This window comes from Rhizobium croatiense, from assembly GCF_019793465.1.
Lineage (GTDB): Bacteria > Pseudomonadota > Alphaproteobacteria > Rhizobiales > Rhizobiaceae > Rhizobium > Rhizobium croatiense.
In genome coordinates, this window is record NZ_JAILYJ010000007.1 from 125,564 (window position 1) to 140,938 (window position 15,375).

Annotated in this window: 15 protein-coding genes, 5 tRNA genes and 4 pseudogenes; 13 read left to right on the forward strand and 11 right to left on the reverse strand. The window is 59.2% G+C overall.

The window, feature by feature from the left end:
• Positions 1-11 precede the first annotated feature (11 nt).
• Positions 12-785 carry an amino acid ABC transporter ATP-binding protein gene (locus K6M89_RS13440; RefSeq protein WP_097579146.1) on the forward strand — a complete coding sequence of 258 codons (774 nt, stop codon included), beginning with the start codon at positions 12-14 and terminating at the stop codon, positions 783-785.
• A gap of 60 nt (positions 786-845) precedes the next feature.
• Here K6M89_RS13440 and K6M89_RS13445 read toward each other — a convergent pair whose 3' ends face one another.
• Positions 846-1,409, reverse strand: coding sequence for a hypothetical protein (locus tag K6M89_RS13445; protein ID WP_222139779.1), 564 nt, complete (start codon positions 1,407-1,409; stop codon positions 846-848).
• 445 nt (positions 1,410-1,854) lie between these two features.
• Between K6M89_RS13445 and K6M89_RS13450 the strand changes: the two genes are divergently transcribed.
• From K6M89_RS13450 to K6M89_RS13465, 4 genes are all read left to right on the forward strand, one after another.
• A complete protein-coding gene (locus K6M89_RS13450; RefSeq protein WP_097579144.1) occupies positions 1,855-2,298 on the forward strand; it encodes a DUF3597 domain-containing protein in 444 nt (147 codons plus the stop codon).
• A 205-nt stretch (positions 2,299-2,503) separates the two neighbouring features.
• Entirely contained in the window at positions 2,504-2,815 is a 312-nt protein-coding gene (locus K6M89_RS13455; protein WP_222139780.1) for a hypothetical protein, read from the forward strand.
• Positions 2,816-2,954: 139 nt separating this feature from the next.
• The gene (locus K6M89_RS13460; protein WP_222139781.1) at positions 2,955-3,287 is read left to right on the forward strand and encodes a hypothetical protein; all 333 of its coding nucleotides are present in this window, start codon (positions 2,955-2,957) and stop codon (positions 3,285-3,287) included.
• Between the two features lie 1,188 nt (positions 3,288-4,475).
• Positions 4,476-6,326 (forward strand): M10 family metallopeptidase C-terminal domain-containing protein, encoded by a 1,851-nt coding sequence (locus K6M89_RS13465; protein WP_222139782.1) that lies wholly within the window; start codon positions 4,476-4,478, stop codon positions 6,324-6,326.
• 169 nt (positions 6,327-6,495) lie between these two features.
• Here the strand turns inward: K6M89_RS13465 and K6M89_RS13470 are convergent.
• The 4 genes and pseudogenes from K6M89_RS13470 to K6M89_RS13480 form a co-directional block, all read right to left on the reverse strand.
• Positions 6,496-6,714: pseudogene (locus K6M89_RS13470) on the reverse strand (ATP-binding protein); the annotation flags it as partial.
• Positions 6,696-6,884, reverse strand: a pseudogene (locus K6M89_RS31025) (hypothetical protein); the annotation flags it as partial. The pseudogenes K6M89_RS31025 and K6M89_RS13470, both read right to left, overlap by 19 nt.
• A gap of 57 nt (positions 6,885-6,941) precedes the next feature.
• Positions 6,942-7,289: a YciI family protein gene (locus tag K6M89_RS13475; RefSeq protein ID WP_222139783.1), complete on the reverse strand. Its 348-nt coding sequence runs from the start codon at positions 7,287-7,289 to the stop codon at positions 6,942-6,944.
• Positions 7,290-7,315: 26 nt separating this feature from the next.
• A complete protein-coding gene (locus tag K6M89_RS13480; protein ID WP_097579139.1) occupies positions 7,316-7,606 on the reverse strand; it encodes a YjiS-like domain-containing protein in 291 nt (96 codons plus the stop codon).
• A 175-nt stretch (positions 7,607-7,781) separates the two neighbouring features.
• On the opposite strand from K6M89_RS13480, the pseudogene K6M89_RS13485 reads away from it, so the two are divergent.
• Both K6M89_RS13485 and K6M89_RS31870 read left to right on the forward strand, forming a co-directional pair.
• Positions 7,782-7,929: pseudogene (locus K6M89_RS13485) on the forward strand (ArsR family transcriptional regulator); the annotation flags it as partial.
• A 1-nt stretch (position 7,930) separates the two neighbouring features.
• Positions 7,931-8,045: pseudogene (locus K6M89_RS31870) on the forward strand (NIPSNAP family protein); the annotation flags it as partial.
• Between the two features lie 141 nt (positions 8,046-8,186).
• On the opposite strand, the gene K6M89_RS13490 reads toward K6M89_RS31870, so the two are convergent.
• Together K6M89_RS13490 and K6M89_RS13495 are read right to left on the reverse strand one after the other, a co-directional pair.
• Positions 8,187-8,263, reverse strand: a tRNA-Arg gene (locus K6M89_RS13490).
• Positions 8,264-8,320: 57 nt separating this feature from the next.
• Positions 8,321-8,626, reverse strand: a complete 306-nt coding sequence (locus K6M89_RS13495; RefSeq protein WP_010004800.1) for an ETC complex I subunit — start codon at positions 8,624-8,626, stop codon at positions 8,321-8,323.
• A 657-nt stretch (positions 8,627-9,283) separates the two neighbouring features.
• On the opposite strand from K6M89_RS13495, the gene K6M89_RS13500 reads away from it, so the two are divergent.
• A tRNA-Pro gene (locus tag K6M89_RS13500) sits at positions 9,284-9,360 on the forward strand.
• 72 nt (positions 9,361-9,432) lie between these two features.
• On the opposite strand, the gene K6M89_RS13505 is transcribed toward K6M89_RS13500, so the two are convergent.
• Complete coding sequence (locus tag K6M89_RS13505; RefSeq protein WP_097579138.1) at positions 9,433-9,915, reverse strand: DUF192 domain-containing protein; 483 nt, start codon at positions 9,913-9,915, stop codon at positions 9,433-9,435.
• Between the two features lies 1 nt (position 9,916).
• Positions 9,917-10,495, reverse strand: coding sequence for a cold-shock protein (locus K6M89_RS13510; RefSeq protein WP_222139784.1), 579 nt, complete (start codon positions 10,493-10,495; stop codon positions 9,917-9,919).
• A gap of 195 nt (positions 10,496-10,690) precedes the next feature.
• On the opposite strand from K6M89_RS13510, the gene gloA reads away from it, so the two are divergent.
• The 5 genes from gloA to K6M89_RS13535 all read left to right on the forward strand — a co-directional run bounded on the left by gloA (position 10,691) and on the right by K6M89_RS13535 (position 13,172).
• The gene (gene gloA, locus K6M89_RS13515) at positions 10,691-11,131 is read left to right on the forward strand and encodes a lactoylglutathione lyase (protein ID WP_097579136.1); all 441 of its coding nucleotides are present in this window, start codon (positions 10,691-10,693) and stop codon (positions 11,129-11,131) included.
• Positions 11,132-11,297: 166 nt separating this feature from the next.
• Positions 11,298-12,374 carry a YcbK family protein gene (locus tag K6M89_RS13520; RefSeq protein ID WP_222139785.1) on the forward strand — a complete coding sequence of 359 codons (1,077 nt, stop codon included), beginning with the start codon at positions 11,298-11,300 and terminating at the stop codon, positions 12,372-12,374.
• A gap of 198 nt (positions 12,375-12,572) precedes the next feature.
• Positions 12,573-12,647 (forward strand) — tRNA-Glu (locus K6M89_RS13525).
• A 74-nt stretch (positions 12,648-12,721) separates the two neighbouring features.
• Positions 12,722-12,796 (forward strand) — tRNA-Glu (locus K6M89_RS13530).
• 301 nt (positions 12,797-13,097) lie between these two features.
• Positions 13,098-13,172: transfer RNA gene (locus tag K6M89_RS13535), tRNA-Glu, on the forward strand.
• A 47-nt stretch (positions 13,173-13,219) separates the two neighbouring features.
• On the opposite strand, the gene recJ is transcribed toward K6M89_RS13535, so the two are convergent.
• Together recJ and K6M89_RS13545 are read right to left on the reverse strand one after the other, a co-directional pair.
• On the reverse strand, positions 13,220-15,022 hold the full coding sequence (gene recJ, locus K6M89_RS13540; RefSeq protein WP_222139786.1) for a single-stranded-DNA-specific exonuclease RecJ: 1,803 nt from the start codon (positions 15,020-15,022) through the stop codon (positions 13,220-13,222).
• Between the two features lie 80 nt (positions 15,023-15,102).
• Positions 15,103-15,348: a hypothetical protein gene (locus K6M89_RS13545; protein ID WP_222139787.1), complete on the reverse strand. Its 246-nt coding sequence runs from the start codon at positions 15,346-15,348 to the stop codon at positions 15,103-15,105.
• Positions 15,349-15,375 lie beyond the last annotated feature (27 nt).

Genomic DNA, 15,375 nt, shown 5'->3' on the forward strand with positions numbered 1-15,375 from the left:
GGAAAACAATCATGGCTGAAGCTCCAGCTAAAAAGCTCACCGTTTCCGCAACGGAAGTGGCGATCGAAATCATCAACATGAACAAGTGGTACGGCGATTTCCACGTGTTGCGCGACATCAACCTGAAGGTCATGCGTGGCGAGCGCATCGTCATCGCCGGCCCATCCGGCTCGGGCAAATCGACCATGATCCGCTGCATCAACCGCCTGGAAGAGCATCAGAAGGGCCAGATCATCGTCGATGGCACCGAGCTCACCAACGATCTGAAGAAGATTGATGAAGTCAGGCGCGAAGTCGGCATGGTGTTCCAGCACTTCAACCTCTTCCCGCACCTGACGATCCTCGAAAACTGCACGCTGGCGCCGATCTGGGTCCGCAAAATGCCGAAGAAGCAGGCGGAAGAGATCGCCATGCACTTCCTGAAGCGCGTCAAGATTCCGGAACAGGCCCACAAATATCCCGGTCAGCTTTCCGGCGGCCAGCAGCAGCGCGTGGCGATTGCCCGGTCTTTGTGCATGAACCCGAAGATCATGCTGTTCGACGAGCCGACCTCGGCACTCGACCCCGAGATGATCAAGGAAGTGCTCGACACCATGGTGGGGCTTGCCGAGGAAGGCATGACCATGCTCTGCGTCACGCATGAAATGGGCTTTGCCCGCCAGGTCGCCAACCGTGTCATCTTCATGGATCAGGGCCAGATCGTCGAGCAGAATTCGCCCGCCGAATTCTTCGACAATCCGCAGCACGAACGCACCAAGCTGTTCCTGAGCCAGATCCTGCACTGACCGGAACGCTAACTTGTTTAGGACCCGCCGCGCCCTTTGGGTTCGGCGGGTCTTTCATGTTCAGCGGGAGGCCGTCGCCTGCAACAGACTGCAGAGACCGGCAAGGCCGGAATCGCCACCGCCTGACGCGGAGAGATCGACGCAACGAACGAGCATCTTGCGCTGTTCTTCGACGGGCCTGCTGCGGAAGAGTTCCACGATACGCGCCTCGGAGGCGTTGGGGGTGCCGTAAGCCGCGGACCTGTTGCCGCCTTGCTCCTCCGCCCCGCCGAGAGCGAGATTGGCATCGACCCGGCTACTGCGTCCGATCGAAGCCGTGGCATTGGCGTCAATTCCATCGGAACCGCCGAGCCGGGCATTGGCGCCTGCGTCGAGACCACTGCCGCCACCGGCATCGGTACTCACATCGGCATTGATGCCGTCTGAGCCGCCGACGGAGGCGTCGGCGTCTGCGGCGATGCCGCTTCCTGCGCCGAGCGACGCGCCGGCCTCGGCGCTCACGGCATTGCCCGTAGTCACCGACACTCCGACATCGACCGCGTGCGCCATGCCTGCCGGCATGGCAAGGAGGGCGCAAGTCGACGCAAGCACCGCAAGCGATAGGTTATGATGGTTATGAGTCATGTTTCTTCCTCCGTTTTCATTCGCCGGCAATCTGACCGGCGGTTGAAAATCGAGGGACGCGCGTACCTTCGATCATTTGGACGCCTGCTGTCTGCAGGCGATCCGCGGGATGCGGAATGTTTCAGCATGTCGCACAGCAGGCCGATTTAGTGGCCGGCAATGATCTTTACGGTTATCGAAATACGAATTGCCTGACCGATTGCGCCAAAACGGAGAATACCCTGAGACATTTGCAGCGGCGACGGAAACTATAGCTTCCGGTTGCACTTCATATCTTCATCCGGTCGCAGAACCTCTTCAAAAAAATCGAGCACAGCTATCCGGGGAATTTGTTTTTCTGCCGACGATTGAACCTGCGAAAAATAGCTTCTCTTTCGTCTGGATAAGTCCGCCCGGAATTCCATGTTTCAGCATGTTCTCATTTAATGAAACTGGAGATTCAAGGATGGGCATTTTCGACAAGATCAAACATGCAATCTTCGGAGAAGCGAAAGCAGCCGAACCGGCCGCAGCCGGCGCGCCAAAGACGCCGCCCGCCCAGGCTCCCGTTTCGCCGTCGGCAGCGCCCAGTCCGGCGCCCACGGCCTCCCCCGCTCAGAGCAAACCGGCCACCGCCCCAGCCACAGCCGCCGCCGTCGATATCGTCCCTATCCTCGACGGCGCTGTCAAAAAGAGCGGCCAGAAACTCGATTGGCGCCACTCGATCGTCGATCTGATGAAAGCCGTCGGGATGGATGCGAGCCTGACCGAGCGCAAGGAACTTGCCGCCGAACTCGGCTATACCGGCGACACGAACGATTCCGCAAAAATGAATATGTGGCTGCACAAGGCGCTGATGAAGCGGCTTTCGGAAAATGGCGGCAAGGTGCCGGCCGATCTCCTGGATTGAGCCACGGAAGGCGGGATGACTGCCGCGACGCTGCGGCGGCTGTATCCTGTTCTAAATTAAAGAGTTAGAGCATGATGTCGTGCGAAAATCGCTCACACTTTTCGGCATCATGCTCCAGCAGTGCGCCCCTCTTGCCCGCAGGCGTTGAAACAAATAACCTCCCGTTCGATTACTTCGATAATCGATCAAGGGAGAATTAAATCCAATGAGATTGATGGCAGTCATTGGCGTTGCACTTGGCCTGGGCTGTATTTCGGCCGCAGAATCTCCTTCAAACTATCAATCCTATAGCGGCGTTCGGGTCGACACCGACCCGGTCCTTCTGACCCGATACGACAAGGCACTCTGCTGGTGCCTACCGGAGGCCGGCTCGTGGCGACGCGGCTCGCCGGATCCACAGAGCCTGCACTACAATGCGGCGCTCAGAAACTGCCTTTACAGGCGCGGCTTCGTCGACCGCGGCGTCTACGCCTACCCCATTCCCAAGGTTTACTTCGATCATTTCCTGGATCGCTGAGAAGAATTTTCGGCTAGCAGCAATTTGTTCCATCTTTCGGCGAGACCCATAGGATTTCAGCTGTAGTCTTTCGCGCGTCGCACGAATCGAAATAGATATCGGACGCCTATCAGTGGGCAATTAAAGGGATAATATTTAAATGCGCGCTCGTACCGTAACTATGATGATTGCCATGGGACTTCTGACCGCCTGCGTCCCTACGCGTCAGGACTACGATGCCTACGTCACACTGCTGCAGGGCAGCGCAAGGGCAAGAAGTGAAGCGGTGAAAGACTGCGCGAAGGGATTCGATGCAAACGGACGTCGCGGCGCCGGGCTTGTGACAAACGTTTCGGACAAAGACGCTCCGCGGGTTGCATGCGAGCGATTTGTTGCCGCCGTTGTTTCCGGCCGCATTACCTATGACGATGTCATCGACGTCAAACAACGCCGCTTTACTCCGAAGATCATCAAAATTTTCCAGGGTCGCTAAACCAAGATCGCGCGACGGCTTGCGGCTTCGAGCTCGCAAGCCGTCGACAACTCGGCCGGAGCGAAGCCGCCGCCCACAAAGCGACGGAACACGGTGCACTCAGGGCCGATTGTCACACTGTCTGAGATTGCTATCGTGCGGCATCACCAATCTGACGTGTGGGATGAGAGATGATTTACGAGAAGATAACAGTAGGTCCGGAACTGCTGGCCTGGTTCGGACAGAAACCGACTCTCGTCCTCCGCTACGCAACAGATCGCGGTCGAGCTGGCTACTCAAAAGGACCGGGACATCGAAATCGAGCTCCGACCCTGTTACGGGCTGGATGGTTTCAACCGCGCGAAGAAAGTGAGCGTGACGTTTCCGTCCGGGTCGGCCTGCTGACGACAGACCAACTGCCGCAGCGGTCCTTTGAGGGGATCTTTGCTTCTCGACTTTGTCCCAACTCTTAGCCTGTCCTGGGGCGCTTCTCCTGTGACATCAGTCGGCAACGCGTGCGCGGCGAGCAATTGACCGAGCGATGCGAGTGCTGCGGTTCGTGCTGAATGTTGACGGTCGATCCAAAGCGATCGCCTGCTCTGCAGATAACTGGGAATTGGTTCAGCCTCGCTCGAGAGAGTGATTGGCGCGGTTCCTTTGCGGCATGCCTGCAGCAGCTTTCCGAGTACCTCGATCGTTGTATCGGGCTCATCACGAGAGCATTGCCTTACCGCCAATTCCCTTGATCGGGGCTCATTTTGACGTTTGAGGTGTGGGCGATTCTACGATCATGCCCTCCCTTACCATGTCGATAAGTATCACTTTTGAAGGCAAATCTGCCCAAAAAGCGCTGGATTCACAAAAAATGCAGATTCCGCCTTTGGCCGGAGAAATCCGCTCATGCCCATCAAGTTTCTGTAATGTTTTCAATCCGTGCACGTCGCTATAGTTGCATAAAGAATAATTCGCGGCGTGCGAGATAGAAATACTGCCACATTTTGAGCGACTCAAAATTCCGCAAATATTTCAAAATGTAACTCCGGAGTGAACGGGACATTATGGCAGCAATATGGCCATACTTCTCAAGTACTTACTGTCGCGATGCTGTTGCACTTTCCCAGGATGACGTCCTATAACCCCCGCCGTAAGGGCTGATTAGCTAGAAAATATTAACTGACAAACGCAACGTCAGAGTTGAGGAACAGGACTATGACAACATACTACGTATCGACGACCAGCAGCGGCGGAAACGGCAGTGCCGCTTCTCCCTTTCGCACGATCGGTCAGGCGATGGCGGCGGACCTTAAGCCAGGCGACGAGGTTGTGGTGCGCGCCGGCGTCTATAATGAGTCGGTGAACATGTACAAGGATGGTTCCGCCGCCGGCTACATTACCTTGCGGTCGGAGGTACCGGGTGGAGCGGTGATACACTCAGCATCGGGCGGCGCAAATGGTATCAACATCACTGCTAACTATGTGGCGGTCAAGGGCTTCGAGGTCTACGGGAGCGATTCGCACGGCATTGTTGGTGATGGCGTCCACCATGTGAATATCGCCAATAACGTTTCCCACGACAACGGTGCGTCCGGCATCGCCTTCGCCGGATCCGACTTCATCACGATCGAAGGGAACGAGACTTACAAAAATGCGAGTGCCGGCTGGTTTTCAGGCATCTCTCTCTACCAGAACCGGAATATCACCGGGGCGCCGGACGATGGCGGCTTCCGCAACATCATCCGGAACAACATCTCGCACGACAACGTCACGAAGTCGGGTGCGCACACCGATGGCAACGGCATCATCATCGACGATTTCCAGAGCACGCAGACGAGCGGTCATCCGAACTACACGTTTAAGACCCTTGTCGACAACAACCTCGTCTATGAGAACGGTAGCAAAGGCATCCAAGTTACCTGGAGCGACTCCGTCACGGTGAAAAACAACACCGCATACCACAACAATCAGGACCTGCTGAACGACGGCACCTGGCGCGGCGAGCTCAGCAACGCGCAGTCGAGCAACAACACCTGGGTCAACAACGTGGCCGTAGCGGACCCATCGGTCAACAAGAACAACACTGCGGTCGATAACACGTCGTACGGCGGCTACAGCAACCAGAACGTCGTCTGGGCCAACAACATCACCTACAACGGCACGGCCGGCCAGGCATCGGTCAAGACCGACGGCGGCAACGCGATGCCGAGCACGGCGAACGGCAACAAGCTCGGCGTCGACCCGCATTTCGTGAGTGCAGCGAACGGCGACTTCCACCTCGCCTCTGGCTCGGCGGCAATCGACAGCGGAACCACCAAGTACGGCGTCAATTCGGTCGATCTGGACGGCGACGCTCGCGTTGTTGGAACCGTCGATATGGGTGCCTATGAATCGGGCTCCTCGCCGGTATCGGGAACGCCAACCACGCCGACGCAGCCGGCAGCGCCAACCACGCCGACGGAACCGACAGCTCCCACCACGCCGACAGCTCCAACCGCGCCGACAGCTCCAACCACGCCGACAGCGCCAACCACGCCGACAGCGCCAACCACGCCGACGCAACCGACCACATCGACGAAGGTATACACCGGCACCGATGGTAACGACTACCTGCCACACACCGGTCAGTCCAACGGCGGCAACGAAACCTACAAGGGTCTCGGCGGTAATGACGTGTTGAAGGGCGGCGCCGGCTCGGACGTCCTCATCGGTGGTGCCGGAAGGGACATCATGAGCGGTGGCACCAGCTCGGATACCTTTGCCTTCAAGGCACCGACGGAGACCGGGTCCGGCTGGAGCCGCGACGTCATCACCGACTTCCAGCATGGCACCGATAAGATCGACCTCTCGACGATCGATGCGAATGGCTCTGCGCTGGGCGATGCAGCCTTCCATTTCCAGGCGCAGGAAAATGCCTTGTTCGATAGGAAGGCTGGCGCGCTCGCGTGGCACTACCAGGACGATGCTACCGTTATCCAGGCCGATTTGAACGGCGACGGTGTTCATGACTTCGAGATTCAGCTGAAGGGCCACGTCCAGCTGGGGGCAGGCGATTTTCTCCTGTAACGATACCCGTTGCGGCGGTCGTCCGACCGCCGCAACAATCGTGCCAACAATCCGGAAATATGTCGACGGCGGAATAAAATCCGCTACACGGCGCGCAAACTTCGGTTACTTCAGCGCGCGGATGAGCAAGCTGGGAGGGCATAGCCCGAGCGGCGATCCCATCCGCGCGCTACGATTTTTCGGCAGGTGTCAGCCGGCCCTTCGGGCGAGCGGTCACCTCCAGGAGGTTGACGTGGTGGGTGATGCGGCCCAACAGCGGACTGGTCAAGCGCTCGGATCCCCGGGTCTCCGTCCATTCGTCAAACGGAAGGTTGCTTGTGATCAAAGTGCCCCCTCGTTCGAAGTGTTGCGAGATCAGTTCGAACAATAATTCCGCACCTCCTTTGGACCGGTTGGAAGGTCCGCGACAGAGGACCGCTTCCGCCACTTGGCGACGGTCTTCTGATTGATCCCGTAACGCTTCGAAAGCGTCCTCAGGCTCTCTTGACTATGTTGTATAGCCCGACGGACTGCCTCTGTCGTCGTGGCGCTCCCATGAGGGTCCGCAGGACGGCCCATAACGCATCCTTTGATTCTGGAGACAAGGATGCCCCATCAAAGCCTGGGATCAAACATTTAGAAGCCGGCGGTCTCGCGCACTTCGATCGCCCCCATCCTAGCGAGCGAGTCCCGCTCCGCGATCTCCATTGCCTCTGCAAGGTTCTTCGCTTCGATGAGCAGGAAGCCACCCAGATGCTCCTTGGTCTCTGCGAAGGGCCCGTCGGTCCAACTCGCCTTGCCGGCGCGAACGCGCAATGTCTTTGCGGTCTTTGGGTCGGCAAGAGCGTTGGAGGCGAGATAGTGGCCTGAACGTTGGAGGTCTTCATTGGAAGCTAAGGACTCCCGGTCGATCTCGGCCCATTCCTCCTTGCTGGCGGCATCAACAAGTGTTTGATCGATGTAGAAGAGACAAAGGTAGCGCATCCGGTTCCTCCATGGTGCTGTCGCTGTTAGTCGCAGTTGAACACCGCGGCTCGACAAAGAGCAAAAGAATGCTGCCAGTTCAGCTTATCCGGTGAGAGTTGCTTGCTGCTCTCCGATCTTTCCAGTGGAAATGATCTCTGGGAGGCTCCCAAGCCGATGTCACGGAGAAGGCGAGAGTCAAACCGCGAGAACTCGCTCAAGCTTCGGCGGTACTTTCGCTGATGCTTCAGCAGCATCCAAACGGCTTGCAAGGTGCCCACGACACTGAGGTGCAGCAATTGTAATTCGACTTGTTCGGAATGCTTAGTGGCAGCCATACTTGTCTCTCCTTTGACTGGCTCAAGGCTCCGTCTTAATCGAACAGGATCAGTCGAAATCGACACGCTGGTTTCAGGAGATTGATCCGAGCGGATGACAAGACGCTGCGCGGACGATTGCAAAACTCCGTCGCTTGCACACGGGTTTTGCGACAGGAATTCCTCTCATTTCTTGATGCTGAGAGGTCAGTCGTTGAACTTAGGATTTCCGCAGCAACAGAAAGCTGCTTTGTCAGACCCGACCCGCCGTGCGATCTTTGAGAAGCTGGCGGCAGGGAGCATTGAACGCCAGTGCCTTGCGCGAGGGCATGGAGATTAGCCAGCATCGCCGATCGTGAATCGAAGGAAGCAAAGGCGAAGAGCGAGACGGATGGACCGATTGTGGCCAACATCGTCAGTTCGCTGCTGCAGCCGACACGCTTACCGCGGCTTCTCCAAACGTCGGAATAACGGCCGGAAATTCCGCTCGCAATTGATTGAGAAGTGTTTCGGCGTGGATCCTCGTGAACCAGGATTTTCAATCTCTGACGCTGCCATCCGCGTCGAAGCCCAAAGCGAAAACAGATACTTGAAAAATCGATGGCGACCCCTGCAGGAATCGAACCTGCGACAACCTGCTTAGAAGGCAGGTGCTCTATCCAGCTGAGCTAAGGGGCCGTCTGCTGGCCGCGTTTACGAAGCGCGACCGGATTCGGCATATGTGGACGAGAAATCTCAATGCGTCCAGGGCTGCGTGCGGGTATAGCGGAAATTATCCGGATAGGCCACGACCTGGCGCGCCGGGTCCTTCGGGGCGATGACGCGATATTCGATACCGTTGCGCTGGGCATAGGCTTCGGCAAGCGCCTGCGTTTCGAAGGTGAGTTTTACCTGCTGGCGCATATCGCCCGAGGAGGTGTAGCCCATGATCGGATCGATCTTGCGGGGTGACTCCTGATCGAATTCAAGCACCCAGAGATGGGTCTTGGCCTTGCCGGACTGCATGGCGGTCTTCGCAGGACGATAGATCTTGGCAGGCATGACTGCGGCATCTCCGAATATGCGGGGACTGCGCCCGCCTTTCATGGTCTCAATCCCGTCGCCGGGCCTCGCTTCGTGCCAGGGATAACGCGAAGAGATGAATTTTGCTTATCCGCGAATCCCCGGTTTTTCAAGAAAAAAGGCAGCGCGCGACGCCCTGCCCTCCCGCCCGATGATGAGGCAATCATACGGAAACAGGGATATCGGCGGCGCCGCAGCCACGGATATTCCGCCAGGTGTTCAGCCGCCGCTCGAAGCGCAGGAATTCCGGCCGAGTTGCGCAATATTACCGAACGTCTCATGTTGTGATCACAACCCGATTGCCGCGGCCGGCCCCCGGCATTATTTACGGCTCAATTAATTTCATGGATTTGCGCGCATGATGAGACGTTCGGCAGAGTTCAACGCCATTGTGATAGGAGCCGGCATTACCGCGTTCTTCTATGTCGCCATCAGCTACGCCCAATATATCGGCCTGCTCGGCCGCGGCTAAGGCGGAACCGTGCCGACGTCCAATTGCGCCTTGCAGGCAAATTGACGGCGTTTCGAGATTTTCCGTATTGCGTCCACAGGCCCGGTGAGAAATCTCCGCGCAGAGCCGGATTTATGGGTTGCGAGGGCGAAGTGAACCGTGTATTCCCCCTGCCAATCACGGCACGGAGTGTAGCGCAGTCTGGTAGCGCATCTGGTTTGGGACCAGAGGGTCGGGAGTTCGAATCTCTCCACTCCGACCATTTAATATCCCGATATTCTTGAGCTTTCTGATAGTCGCGCCGCAGCCTGCGGGCACACGAGCTTGCGCACCGTCACTTCGCCTTTGTCGTCGTGGCGCTCATGATCCTGTCGCCCACCTTGATTCCCAATTTGCCGACGATGCCGGCATTGAGTTCAACGACGTATTTCACCGGGCTCGTCGAATCGATGATGTCGCGCGAATAGGGCGTTGCGTTTTCCTTGATGTGGCGGATCGTGCCGGTATTGTCGGCAAAGAGCATATCGAGCGGCAGAATGGTGTTTTCCATCCACATGGCCACGCGCCGCGGTTCGCCGAAATCGAAGATCATGCCGGCGTCCTCGGCCATCGTCTTGCGGAACATCAGTCCATGAGCGCGCTGGTCGGCGGTCGTCGCGACCTCGACGGTGAAATGCAGCGTCTTGCCGGCGGCCGTCTGGATGAGTAGCGGCTCCTTGTCGAACCGCATCGGCTCCTCAGCCAGAGCCGGCAGGGCGACCAAGAAAAAAAGCGCCGTGATGGCGCTTCTGATCGCATGAAGGACGAGACCCCGCATCTTAGTGCGACCGGCTGGCCGGGCTCGGAATATCGGGGTGGATCTCTGCGGCCATCAGGCCCTTTTCGCCGTCGCCGAAGCGGACGAGAACCACCTGGCCGGGGCGCAGCTCGGTGAGGCCGAAACGGCGAAGCGTTTCCATATGCACGAAAATGTCTTCCGTGCCCTCGCCGCGCGTCAGGAAGCCGAAGCCCTTGGTGCGGTTGAACCACTTGACGAGCGCACGCTCGAGCCCGCTGGTGGCGGTGACCTGCACATGGGTGCGGACCGGTGGCAGCAGCGAGGGATGAACCGCGGTCGATTGATCCATCGAAAGGATCTTGAAAGCCTGGTAGCCGCGCTCGCGGCGCTGGATGAGGGCAACGATGCGCGTTCCCTCGAGGATCGTCTGGTAACCGTCGCGGCGCAAGCAGGTCACGTGCAGGAGAACATCCTGCATGCCATTGTCCGGCACGATGAAGCCGAAGCCCTTGGCGACGTCGAACCACTTGACGACCCCGGTGATTTCAACAAGATCGACCGTCTCTGACGACAGCTCGTCGAGATCGGTGTATTCGTTCGATGAAATCCTATCAGCCATAGTCGCCAGCCCCTCGAATACGCGTCACACTGTTACGGTTAACTGATTCTTGAAATCAAGATTAACATCTTGGTAACGGATAAGCGCAAGTCCTAGTTTTCGGTTATTCCCAGCTGCACATTTTATCATGTTGACTTGCCCGAAGCTGACCACGGCTTGCCGTTAAGGGCCAGCCCCAATAAAGGAGTAGATAGAATGCGTTATCTTCATACGATGGTTCGAGTCAGAGACCTGGACGCTTCGCTCGCCTTTTATACCACCCTGTTCGGGCTGGAAGAGATTCGCCGCCACGAAAACGAAAAGGGCCGTTTTACCCTGGTTTTCCTGGCTGCCCGCGACGATCTCGAGCGTGCTCGGAGCGAAAAAGCGCCCTGCCTCGAGCTTACCTACAACTGGGATACAGAGGATTACAGCGGCGGACGCAACTTCGGCCATCTCGCCTATGAAGTCGACGACATCTATGCAATCTGCCAGAAGCTGATGGACAACGGCATCACCATCAACCGGCCGCCGCGCGACGGCAACATGGCCTTCGTGCGCTCGCCCGACGGCATCTCGATCGAAATCCTGCAGAAGGGAAGCCCGCTTCCAGCCACTGAGCCCTGGGCTTCCATGGGCAATACCGGCGCCTGGTAAGGGTTTTCGCCGCAAGGCTTTTGCGAAGCTTGCGGCTTTTGCGATTTCGGATCCGGCCGGCGCCTTGGCGCTTGCCGCGACCCGGCCCCGCAGGCAAGCTCCAGCTGACTCGACGCGGAAGATGGCGATTTTCGGCCGTTTTCCGCATCAACTGGAGACTGGTTGCTTGCGTAACAATGAGATGCGGATGCCTGTAACGGGCGCTTTGCTGATCGCCACCTCGATGCTGGCGCTGTCTGGCTGCGCGTCGGACAAGAAGGCGCTCGATTCAGCCGCGGCCGTTCCGGCGGTTCCGGCAACAGCGGCCGCAGCGCCCCAGCTTGCCGCGACAACGCCCGCGAAATCTGCGCCGCGCTCGGTCTATACCGACCCCCGGCTCGTCAATGTCTCCGGCGCCCAGACCGCGCCCCAGGGCGTGGCAGCGGATCCGAATGCGGCCGTCCCGCCGGCCGATCCGGCAATGGCAGCGCCTGCCAATATCGGCGGGCTGGTCATGCAGTCGACACGGATCAACGCGCAGGCGATGAGCATCTTTTCGGATCACCAGCCGCTGCCACAAAACAACAGCACGTCCACCATCATCCAGCCGCAAGCCTATGCGCCGACGGAAGGCGTGGCACCGACAAGAAGCAGCGTCTACAGCCAGCCTGCGATGCCCGCACAGCCGGCGACGCCGGTGCTGCCGCAGCAATCCTCGGAGAACTCCGGCACGCAGCCTGCGCCCATTCAAACCGCCTCGCTGGCGACAGGCGGCATTCCGGCAGCAACGACGAACGCGCTCTACAGCGCGCCGAAGCAGAACCTGCTCGGCAGCCTTTCCGGCCTCCTGCACAACGCCGCCCTGCCCGGCATGACGCGTGTCGCGCCGAACGGGCTGCATGTCCAGAACGATCATGTCGAGGTCGGCTGCTTCAAGCCCGACCTCTTGAAAGTGATCAAAACGGTCGAAAACCATTTCGGCCGGCCCGTCATCGTCACCTCAGGCCATCGCGACGAAGAACATAACCGCCTGGTCGGCGGCGCTGAAGAATCGATGCACAAGAGCTGCGAGGCCGCCGACATCCAGATCGACGGCGTGTCGAAATGGGATATCGCCGCCTATATCCGCTCCCTGCCGGATCGCGGCGGCGTCGGCACCTATTGCCACACGGATTCCGTCCATCTCGACACCGGCAAGAGCCGCGACTGGAACTGGGGCTGCGGCGGCAAACGCGCCCCCATGACGTCCGCCAGAGCGATCTGATACCACCAGCATGGAACGGCATCACGTTACGTCAGCCTGGTTTGCCGCGCTTTCGACAAGCCATACAAGCCGTTGATTCGGCAGCGGTAATCTCCAATGCTGGCCCGGCGAAAATATCTGTCATTTTTTTGAAAAAAATCGAATTTGCCGCTTGCGGCTTTTGAAGGCGCTGACTATAAGGGCGCCACCACGAAGGAAGCGCCCTTCGTCTATCGGTTAGGACACCAGATTTTCATTCTGGGAAGAGGGGTTCGACTCCCCTAGGGCGTGCCATTCTCTTCCACATTGAAGCCATCGCATCCGCTTGCAGAAGCCGGCGTGTGCTCCTATTTTAGCAAAGCCGGCCTGCGCCCTTCGTCTATCGGTTAGGACGACAGATTCTCATTCTGTAAAGAGGGGTTCGACTCCCCTAGGGCGTACCACATTCGGGCTAGAGCCTTCCCCATGGCGAAAGCGTGCCGCACCAAATCTGATTCATCGAGGAAGCGGCTCGCGCCGATCTGTCATCGAGGTGGCATATGTCACTAGGCGTCGCGAAGAGCTCTCGTCGTGGGCGCGTAGTGCCGCAAAACGATCCGCCAGGCTTGAATTCTTCCGATCGGCCATACCGTTCGCCACGATTTTCCACAGCCACAAAAAAATCGGCGAAAACGATGATTTTTTCGCGCCTTGGCGCTTGCGGCTTTTGAAGGTGCTGACTATAAGGGCGCCACCACGAAGGAAGCGCCCTTCGTCTATCGGTTAGGACACCAGATTTTCATTCTGGGAAGAGGGGTTCGACTCCCCTAGGGCGTGCCACTTTCTCCCCTTCGAATTCCTCATCATCAGCCCTTTTGTGCGGTCGTCTATATTGCCGGCGCGGCATCGCAGACGCGCAGCTGGATACGGCGGGCGCCCTGGTAATGCTCGGCGCCGAGCGTACCCGCCACATGCAGGCTGGCGCCGCGTGAATTGACGAGAAGATTGCCGAGCGCCGTATCGGCGGCGCGGAAGGCGATTCCATCGAGCCGCGACCCGTCCATTGCCTCCAGCGTCACCTTCACATGTTTCTCACCGACCAGGCGCGCGTCGCGCACGCGGTGCGCCGGCACCGCAAAGAGCGGCTGGGCGTGGCCGGAGCCATAGGGGCCGGCCGCCTCCAGGCGGTCGATGAGTTCGAGCGTGGCGCCGCTGGCGCCGATCGCCCCGTCGATCTTCAGCGTCTCGTTCGCGACGAGGTTCGCCACCGTCCTTGCCGCCTTTTCGGTGAAGAAGGTTCTGAGCCTGCCGAGATCGGCGCGCTCGACGGTCAGCCCCGCAGCCATGGCGTGGCCGCCGCCCTTGACGAGCAGCCCCTCGTCGACCGCCGCCCGCACCATTCTGCCCATGTCGAAGCCGTTGATGGAGCGGCCCGAGCCGGTGCCGCGGCCGGAGGGATCGAAGGCGATCGCGAAGGCCGGCCGTTTGAACTTTTCCTTCAGCCGCGCCGCGATCAGCCCGACGATGCCGGGATGCCACTTCTCATGGGCGGTGACGATGACGGAGGCGCCCTCGCCGTCGCCATATTCGGCGAGCGCCTCGGCTTCCGCCTCCTGCAGCATCATGGCCTCCATCGCCTGGCGCTCGCGATTGAGCTCGTCGAGGCGCTGGGCGATCATTTCAGCTTCGCCGGCATCGTCGAGCGTCAACAGGCGGCTTCCGAGGGCGGCATCGCCGATTCGTCCGCCGGCATTGATGCGCGGGCCGATCAGGAAGCCGAAATGATAGGGTGTCACCGGGCCGGCGAGCCCGGCCTTGCGGAAGAGTGCGGCAAGGCCGGCATTGCTCTGGTGGCGGGCGGCGACCAGCCCCTTCACCACATAGGCGCGGTTGAGCCCCTTCAGCGGCACGACATCACAGACGGTGGCAAGCGCGACGATATCCAGCCATTGCAACAGGTCGATGGCCAGGATGCGCTTGTTGCCGGCCGCGCGCAGCAGCCTCAGCGTCGCCACCAGCACCATGAAGACGACGCCGGCCGCGCACAGATGCCCCTGCCCCGAGAGATCGTCTTCGCGGTTCGGGTTGACCAGTGCATGGCAAGGCGGCAGCTCGTGTGTCACCTGGTGGTGATCGATAACCACGACATCGATATTGCGCGCGGCAGCAGCCGCAAGCGCCTCGTGACTGGTGGAGCCGCAATCGACGGTGACGATCAGCCGGGCGCCATTGTCGATCAACTGGTTGATCGCCGCCGGATTGGGGCCGTAACCTTCAAAAATCCGATCGGGAATGTAGATGTTCGCCTTGACGCCGAAATGGCTGAGAAAGCGGAACATCAGCGCCGATGAAGCCGCGCCGTCGACGTCGTAGTCGCCGAAAATCGCCACGCTCTCGCCGCTCTCGATCGCGCGCATGAGGCGGGTCGCCGCCTTCTCGCAGTCGGTCAGCGTGTGGGGATCGGGCATCAGGCTGCGGATCGTCGGATCGAGAAATTCGATCGCCTCGTCCACCGGGACGCCGCGCCCGGCGAGAACGCGAGCGATCAGATCCGGCAGCCCGTGAACCTGCGACATGGCGAGCGCCCGATTCTGACCGGCCTGGTCGAGCCGCGCAACCCAGCGATTGTCGAGCGCGGATTTCTCCACGCCGAGAAACGCGCGCTGTACCGGATCGACGAGATCTGCCATGCCAAACTCCGCTGATGTCATCTGTTCTTTCTACAGGAGCAGCCGAGATAACATAGCGATGGCCTTGCAGACACGGATTTTTACCAGAAGATCGCCCAAACGATCATGGCGATGCCGCCGATTTGCACCAGCAGGAACGAAAAGAGCGTCAGCAGAATGGCCCAGTTGCGGCCTTCGGTGTTTTCTTCGCCGTCAACGTCATCGGGTATTTCCTCGCGAATGTCGCGATGGACCGGCTCGAGAATTTCCTCAGGCACATCAGGACGGGTTGGCGGCACCCCGCTCGGGCAGCCATATCCCTTCCCGGCGTGGCTGTCCTTGCTCATGAAATTCTCCACGCCGACGACTCACCA

What these genes read in the sequence shown, in the direction of transcription:
- gloA (WP_097579136.1), top strand. Translation starts at nt 10,691, where the DNA reads ATGCGTTATCTTCATACGATGGTTCGAGTCAGAGACCTGGACGCTTCG.
- K6M89_RS13445 (WP_222139779.1), bottom strand. Translation starts at nt 1,409, where the DNA reads ATGACTCATAACCATCATAACCTATCGCTTGCGGTGCTTGCGTCGACT.
- K6M89_RS13455 (WP_222139780.1), top strand. Translation starts at nt 2,504, where the DNA reads ATGAGATTGATGGCAGTCATTGGCGTTGCACTTGGCCTGGGCTGTATT.
- K6M89_RS13475 (WP_222139783.1), bottom strand. Translation starts at nt 7,289, where the DNA reads ATGCGCTACCTTTGTCTCTTCTACATCGATCAAACACTTGTTGATGCC.
- K6M89_RS13440 (WP_097579146.1), top strand. Translation starts at nt 12, where the DNA reads ATGGCTGAAGCTCCAGCTAAAAAGCTCACCGTTTCCGCAACGGAAGTG.
- K6M89_RS13450 (WP_097579144.1), top strand. Translation starts at nt 1,855, where the DNA reads ATGGGCATTTTCGACAAGATCAAACATGCAATCTTCGGAGAAGCGAAA.
- K6M89_RS13495 (WP_010004800.1), bottom strand. Translation starts at nt 8,626, where the DNA reads ATGCCTGCCAAGATCTATCGTCCTGCGAAGACCGCCATGCAGTCCGGC.
- K6M89_RS13505 (WP_097579138.1), bottom strand. Translation starts at nt 9,915, where the DNA reads ATGCGGGGTCTCGTCCTTCATGCGATCAGAAGCGCCATCACGGCGCTT.
- recJ (WP_222139786.1), bottom strand. Translation starts at nt 15,022, where the DNA reads ATGGCAGATCTCGTCGATCCGGTACAGCGCGCGTTTCTCGGCGTGGAG.
- K6M89_RS13510 (WP_222139784.1), bottom strand. Translation starts at nt 10,495, where the DNA reads ATGGCTGATAGGATTTCATCGAACGAATACACCGATCTCGACGAGCTG.
- K6M89_RS13480 (WP_097579139.1), bottom strand. Translation starts at nt 7,606, where the DNA reads ATGGCTGCCACTAAGCATTCCGAACAAGTCGAATTACAATTGCTGCAC.
- K6M89_RS13460 (WP_222139781.1), top strand. Translation starts at nt 2,955, where the DNA reads ATGCGCGCTCGTACCGTAACTATGATGATTGCCATGGGACTTCTGACC.
- K6M89_RS13545 (WP_222139787.1), bottom strand. Translation starts at nt 15,348, where the DNA reads ATGAGCAAGGACAGCCACGCCGGGAAGGGATATGGCTGCCCGAGCGGG.
- K6M89_RS13465 (WP_222139782.1), top strand. Translation starts at nt 4,476, where the DNA reads ATGACAACATACTACGTATCGACGACCAGCAGCGGCGGAAACGGCAGT.